Source organism: Prevotella sp. Sow4_E9_plate, assembly GCF_052116205.1.
Lineage (GTDB): Bacteria > Bacteroidota > Bacteroidia > Bacteroidales > Bacteroidaceae > Prevotella.
In genome coordinates, this window is the sequence record NZ_JBQKLN010000033.1 from 37,804 (window position 1) to 44,034 (window position 6,231).

The following is a 6,231-nucleotide window of genomic DNA, read 5'->3' on the forward strand; positions in this document are numbered from 1 at the left end:
TTTCTCTTTTTTATTTATTCTGTTAATAAAAAACATTCTTATCCTCATTTTTAATGGCGCTCACGACGAACCGTTACACGTGCAGAACCATTAGAAGAGGAACTACTCTTCGGACGGCGAGTCTTGACAGAAGCAGACTTGGAAGCTCTCACAGAAGAACTGCCACCAGCTCTACGGTTCTTCACCTTAGCCTTTCCCTTCACAGCATTGGCTGCATTGGCAATGCTGTCGAGTGAATCCTTCTTAGCCTGATCGCCCCATACATTCTTTTCGAAAGCAGCCAATTCTGCTTCTATGCGCTTCTGTTCCTTTGCCATTGCAGAATCATTAGGACAGTATTGCGCCAAAGTCTTACCCAACATATTATTGGTCTTGTAAATCTTTCCCTTATATTGGGTACGTATAAAATAATCATCCACGCTCATCACCGCAGCATTGTTCAGATTGCTGGTCATCATCTGCTGCTTGGCAAGGAAAGGAGCCAGATCATCATATTTCACCCAGAAGAGAGGATACTTGGTACCACCATCTCCGAAGTCGTCATCACGTGTCATGATAGGACAAAGTGCCAGCACCTTGGTATGGAAAGTAGCCGAACGCTGGTCGTAATAGGTAGACTCCTTGATATAATAGGTTTTCACCTCACTGGAAGGAATATCACTGTTATCCAACTTGATTCTACCGTTATTCTGCTTTTCATAATAGATATGGTAGTTGTCCAGGAAAGCCAACGGCTGCACACGGTCGGCAGCAGCAAAACTCTCGTTTCCATCCATACGATACTGATAGACGTTAATCTTGCCCGTCATCATCAGTCTGAATATTGATGTAAAGAGATTCATCTGGTTACCAATTGGCTCTACCGGATAATACAATCCTGCATTGGCATCCTCATTGAGATCCAACTCACGGTAGATATCTCTTCTCCATACCACATCCTCATCCATTGGGGCTGCAGTAGGAAAGGAAATCTGCGCACGGGTAGTCATGTTGTTGGCATTAGACTGCTGAGCCTTCTGCTGTGCCTGCTGTCTGCGAGCCTGAGGCTGAGCTATAATACCCTGCGTCATTCCCAAGAGTATGATTATGAATAATATCTTTTTCATTACTTTATACTTTGAAAATTGAACTTACTTCACGATTACTTCCATCGCAGCCGGCAGTTTTCGGGTAATCCCGTCAGGACCTACAGCCTTGATATGAGAAATATAGAAGCGTCGGTTTCTTGACAGTTTTCTGAACTCTTCGCGCTGTCGTTCAGAGAAGTTGGAACCAGCTGAAGCCAGCGGGATAGCATTTCCCATGTTGTCAAAGAAAACGGTCTCGAAGCCCAACACCTTGAATGGAATATCGAGAAGTCCATCATCAATGGCAGCATGAATGGTTGTTGCACCCATCAGAGCACCTTTCGATAGGGCACCACCTTTGAATCTATCTGTTCCCATCGCAATATAGGCGGTTGGATCAGGAAGTTTTCTTACATGGAAGACGAATGGAGGCAGACTTCTCACCTGTCCCTTATCGCGGGCTGTCACATGGATGGTAACATCCTTACCCACCGCTGAAGGTGTAGCCACGAAATGACCATTGCCCTTAGCTACGAAAGAACCGCCTGTCATGGTTGCAGAAATGGCATTTGCCGGAACACCAGGAACGCTGATACTGATAGGATTGGCATAGCCTGCATAGAGCACGTTCATCAGGTCGGCAGCAACGGTAGCTGTATTAGGAACTGGCAATACGGTATATTTCTGACTGAAGTTACGACGGATTTCCTCGCCATCCTTACCTTTCATCAGGATATAACCACTAAACCGGTGTTCTCCTACCCCACCAGCAGTAAAGCTATATCTACCATCAGCAGCCTGAAGCCGACTGCCATTGACATAAATTTCAGGTCGCTGGGTACTATCCACAGCCGCCATCACCACATGTGAATTGAAACGCTCACCGGCATACAGGGTTGTCTTTTCAGGAATCACGAAGGCATCCATTTCGCTTACATTCAGTTCTACGAGTTTCACATCCTTCTTCTTCTCGTCGCCCTTTCTCGGCTCATCCAGCAAACTTCTCTTCACCTTCTCCACCAACGACTTTCCCTTGACACCGAGTTCCTCTTCTGTAGGAGTATTCAGTGCCAACATAGCCATCAAGACGACATACATTAGATTGATCATCTTCTGGCGTGGTGATATCGGTCTTTTCTTTATTGCCATTTATTTTTCTTTTAAGTTTGCGGTCATCGCTGCAATCATACGTGCATAAATGCTGTTCAGTTGCTCTATCTGCTGAGCCATCTTCCGGGTCTGTTCATTAATCTGATCGATGGTACCAATCTGCTGACTGGCACTTTTCAACTGCATCTCATAAACCTTGGTAATACCGGTAAGCGTGCGGTTCAGGTTTTCCATCTCCTCGCTGTCACGAGTCAGACGGGAGCTCTGCTCATTAACCTTGCCAAGGGTATCTACCAGATTCTTCAGTTCATCCACATAGCTGCTCTGCACTTTCTGCATTTCCTCAGAAGCTACCTGCATTTCTGCCAAGGCATCCGTCTGAACTATTTGGGAAGCCTGGTTGGCAATACCAGCAATTGGAGAAGAAGACGCTCCTATGGTAGGAGCAGCCACATTCTTATCCTGGTATTCTACTTTATCGCCCTCCAGATATTCCTCCGTCACATGAGTGGGAAGATCTCTACCTTCAGCAGTCTTATCGAAAGGACGGTCGAAAGCTGACAGGAAGAACACGATAATCTCAGTGCCCATTCCCAGGAAGATCATCAGTTTGGCTCCGGGAAGATGCGTCAACGTGAAGAGAGTACCAGCAATAACGATACTCGCACCCCAACTATATGCATAGTTCAGGAAAGTCTGTCCCGGAACGCTATCCATCCACTTCTGCAGACGATAGACAATATTATATTTACTATAGTCACCCATTTTAATTATCTCCTATTCTTATTTCTTGATGGTTTCTGCTTGGCACTCGATGTAGTAGCCAGACTTCTTACGCAACGGAATCCAATATACGAACGTGGCTGGTTCTGATATTCCCAGGAGCGCCATGCCGAACGGATAAACGATTCAGGATCTTTCCAGGAACCTCCTCTCACACTCTTCTTTTTCAATCGGTAAGGATCTTCCTTGGCTGCATTGTATTTCAGTTCCGGATTCAAGTCGTTCATGGCGTCAACACCAGCCTCTGTATAAACGGTACTGGTCCATTCTGCCACGTTTCCCGCCATGTCGAAGAGTCCGTTTGAGTTTGGAGAGTAAATACCTACCTTACTCGTTATCAGATTTCCATCCTTGGTATAGTTACCGCGGTCTGGCTTGAAGTTGGCGTAGTAACAGCCGTCTCCATTCTTCACATCCTGATTGTCCCAAGGAAATTCACTCTGGTTCTTGCCTCTTGCAGCAAACTCCCATTCTGCTTCTGTAGGCAGACGGTAACGCTGTACGAATCTGGCTTCCGGTCCCAGACCTTTCAGCAGATAATCGGTACGCCATGCACAGAAGGCATTTGCCTGTTCCCATGTCACGCCCACGACCGGATAGTCATTATAGGCAGGATTACTGAAATAACTTCTCAGATAGATTTCACTTTCCGTATTGCGGAAGTCGTTTACCCAACAGGTAGTATCAGGATAGACATTCACGATATAGGTATTCAGGAAATCCCAAGGTCCGCTCAACGGACGGTTGATGGTTTCGCTGATGATTCTTCCTTCATCATCGATATAAGCAGTATCCTTGGAAATCATCACCACTTCGTCAGGATTCACGGTAACATCCGTGTTCAGGTTACGTTCCTTCGGATTGATACGGTTTCTGCGAAGGGCTGCTGCCGAATAGTCGTAGATTTCGTATTTGTAGTTGAGCTGTCGCCAGTCTATCAGCTTTTCTCCTGTTACGGGATTGGTTTCATACAGACTTTCGTATGCTCGCATTTCATCCTCATTCGGTTTCTTTGGCAACATTTTCTTCCAGTTTACTCTCGGAGGAACAGGATCACCATTCTTATCCTCGGTAATCATATAGGTTTCATCACCACCGTAGGCTGGATCAGCCAGACGGGTACGAAGGATAGAGTCTCTCACATAAGCCACAAACTGCTTATATTCTGAATTGGTGATTTCTGTATCATCCATCCAGAATCCATCTACAGATACATCCTTTCTCGGAGTCTTCTGTCCCCATAGGGAATCCTGACTTTCCAAACCCATTTTCAGAAAGCCACGGTTCACCTTTACCATACCAAAAGGGGCTGGCTCGGCAAAACTCTTACCACTAACGCCAACAACCTCACCGCCTCTGCCAGCCATTGAAGTATACTTGGCACCGAAGCAACTGCTCAGCGTCAAGACAGCAATCAATGCACCTAGAAGCCATATATTCTTTTTCATATTCATGAGTCTTATATTATTTATTCCTGCATATCCACTTTTGTCAGAGTATTCGTACACTCTTATGTTTGTTCTTTCCTTTTTTCACAAGATTGATGTCTGTCTGATAACCGATGAAGAGTTCATGACTGCCATTTCCGGCACTGATAGACGAGGTATAGAATTCGTAGCTATATCCAAGGACTACCCCATGAAAACTTCCGCCCAAGAGAAGCGTTACAGAATGGTCAGGACTGTAGGAAGCACCGCCATACAGAAGCTTCTTGTCATATTGGTAGACCAGTCTGCCTGTCACATCTCCTCGCCAGGTGGTTCCGTCATACTTCACCAACATAGACGATTTTATTTTTAAGAACGGATTTCTCAACTGAATATTGTATCCACCTGTCAAATAATATACGGCATCTATCTTCATTTCATTGGTTTCTCCGAGTTCGATGGTGGGAGAAGTCAGATGTTGAGCAGAAAGTCCCACATACCAAGGTCCGCGCATATAATAAAGACCTACGCCAAAATCCATGCCACTACCATTAACATCGGAGGTGGCAAGAGCAGGGTCACCAGACTCTCCGGCATCCACCTTGCTACCGTCAAACTTCTCGCTGATCATGCCACCCTGCAATCCTATACCCAGCATACCCCCCAGGAGCGGTCGCTTCAGAGAATACTGTAAGGAAAGACGCTGATGAGTGAAAAGACCAATCTGGTCGTTCATCAGGTTGATTCCCACGCCATGATAGTTTTTCAGCGCATAAAGAGGCATATCCGCAGCCACATACATCGTACGGGGATTGTGTTCGAATCCTGCCATATCCAGAGCGTAAGCAGCCGTCAAGTTCAGTTTTGCCTGCTTACCCACTGCTGCCGGATTAAAAGAAGGTTCCATGTCGAAGTAATGACTGAAAGAAGCGTCATACTGCGCCCAGGAACACAGGGCATCCGCCAGCACCAAACATAATATGATAAATCTTTTAAACACAATCTAATAACGGAAGAAACACGATTTTATTATATATAGAAATGAAAAAGGCTGCCCTAAGAAAAGAGCAGCCCTATCATCGACTTTAATATTCGTCGTCATTCCAGAGGAAATCATCCTTTGAAGGATAATCAGGCCAGATGTCTTCGATGCTTTCGTAAACATCCCCTTCGTCCTCTATTTCCTGCAAATTCTCCAGAACTTCCAGAGGCGCACCAGAACGAGTTGCATAGTCAATCAACTCTTCTTTTGTTGCAGGCCATGGTGCATCTTCAAGCTTTGAAGCTAATTCAAGTGTCCAATACATAGCTTAATTATTTAACGTTTTATGAATTTGGCTGCAAAAGTAATAAAATATATTGTAACTACAAGTTTTTCTCTCATTTTTTTTCAAAAAAGAACATAAATTCTCTAGAAAACATATCAAACAAGAAAAAAACGGGGGATAAAAGTAAAAAGGTAAAAAAGTAAAAGGGTAAAAAGGTAAAAGAGTAAAAAGGTAAAAGAGTAAAAAGGTAAAAGGAAAAAACAGCTAAAAGAATCTGCGTCATCTGCGAATTGAAAATCGGCGGCCGAAGGGAAAGCCAAATCTGCGTGATAAAAAAACAATCAGCATAAAAAAGCAATCAGCGTGAGAAAACAAAATCCGCATGAAAACAAAAAAGCCCCGACTACTTTCGTAATCGAGGCTTCTGAAATTGAAAGAAGGCGGCTACCTACTCTCCCGCATTGCATTGCAGTACCATCGGCGCAAGTGAGCTTAACTTCTCTGTTCGGAATGGGAAGAGGTGGGACCTCACCGCAATAACCACCTGATAATGGGGTATGACGTATTTGCACACAA

5 protein-coding genes, 1 rRNA gene and 1 pseudogene are annotated in these 6,231 nt (G+C 44.8%); all 7 read right to left on the reverse strand.

Annotated features, from left to right (window positions below; all coding sequences use genetic code 11):
* Positions 1-50: 50 nt before the first annotated feature.
* A complete protein-coding gene (gene gldN, locus ACTQ53_RS12255; RefSeq protein WP_441933185.1) occupies positions 51-1,106 on the reverse strand; it encodes a type IX secretion system ring protein PorN/GldN in 1,056 nt (351 codons plus the stop codon).
* 24 nt (positions 1,107-1,130) lie between these two features.
* Positions 1,131-2,027: pseudogene (gene gldM / locus ACTQ53_RS12260) on the reverse strand (gliding motility protein GldM); the annotation flags it as partial.
* A gap of 189 nt (positions 2,028-2,216) precedes the next feature.
* A complete protein-coding gene (gene gldL, locus ACTQ53_RS12265) occupies positions 2,217-2,942 on the reverse strand; it encodes a type IX secretion system motor protein PorL/GldL (protein ID WP_294969642.1) in 726 nt (241 codons plus the stop codon).
* A 5-nt stretch (positions 2,943-2,947) separates the two neighbouring features.
* Positions 2,948-4,408, reverse strand: coding sequence for a type IX secretion system lipoprotein PorK/GldK (locus ACTQ53_RS12270; RefSeq protein WP_294969639.1), 1,461 nt, complete (start codon positions 4,406-4,408; stop codon positions 2,948-2,950).
* Between the two features lie 43 nt (positions 4,409-4,451).
* On the reverse strand, positions 4,452-5,387 hold the full coding sequence (locus ACTQ53_RS12275; RefSeq protein ID WP_441933188.1) for a PorP/SprF family type IX secretion system membrane protein: 936 nt from the start codon (positions 5,385-5,387) through the stop codon (positions 4,452-4,454).
* Positions 5,388-5,472: 85 nt separating this feature from the next.
* Positions 5,473-5,694 carry a DUF2795 domain-containing protein gene (locus ACTQ53_RS12280; RefSeq protein WP_006848869.1) on the reverse strand — a complete coding sequence of 74 codons (222 nt, stop codon included), beginning with the start codon at positions 5,692-5,694 and terminating at the stop codon, positions 5,473-5,475.
* A gap of 396 nt (positions 5,695-6,090) precedes the next feature.
* A 5S ribosomal RNA gene (gene rrf, locus ACTQ53_RS12285) occupies positions 6,091-6,203 on the reverse strand.
* Between the last annotated feature and the right edge of the window lie 28 nt (positions 6,204-6,231).

Coding starts and splice junctions, on each gene's coding strand:
- gldN (WP_441933185.1), bottom strand. CDS start 1,106: ATGAAAAAGATATTATTCATAATCATACTCTTGGGAATGACGCAGGGT.
- gldL (WP_294969642.1), bottom strand. CDS start 2,942: ATGGGTGACTATAGTAAATATAATATTGTCTATCGTCTGCAGAAGTGG.
- ACTQ53_RS12270 (WP_294969639.1), bottom strand. CDS start 4,408: ATGAAAAAGAATATATGGCTTCTAGGTGCATTGATTGCTGTCTTGACG.
- ACTQ53_RS12280 (WP_006848869.1), bottom strand. CDS start 5,694: ATGTATTGGACACTTGAATTAGCTTCAAAGCTTGAAGATGCACCATGG.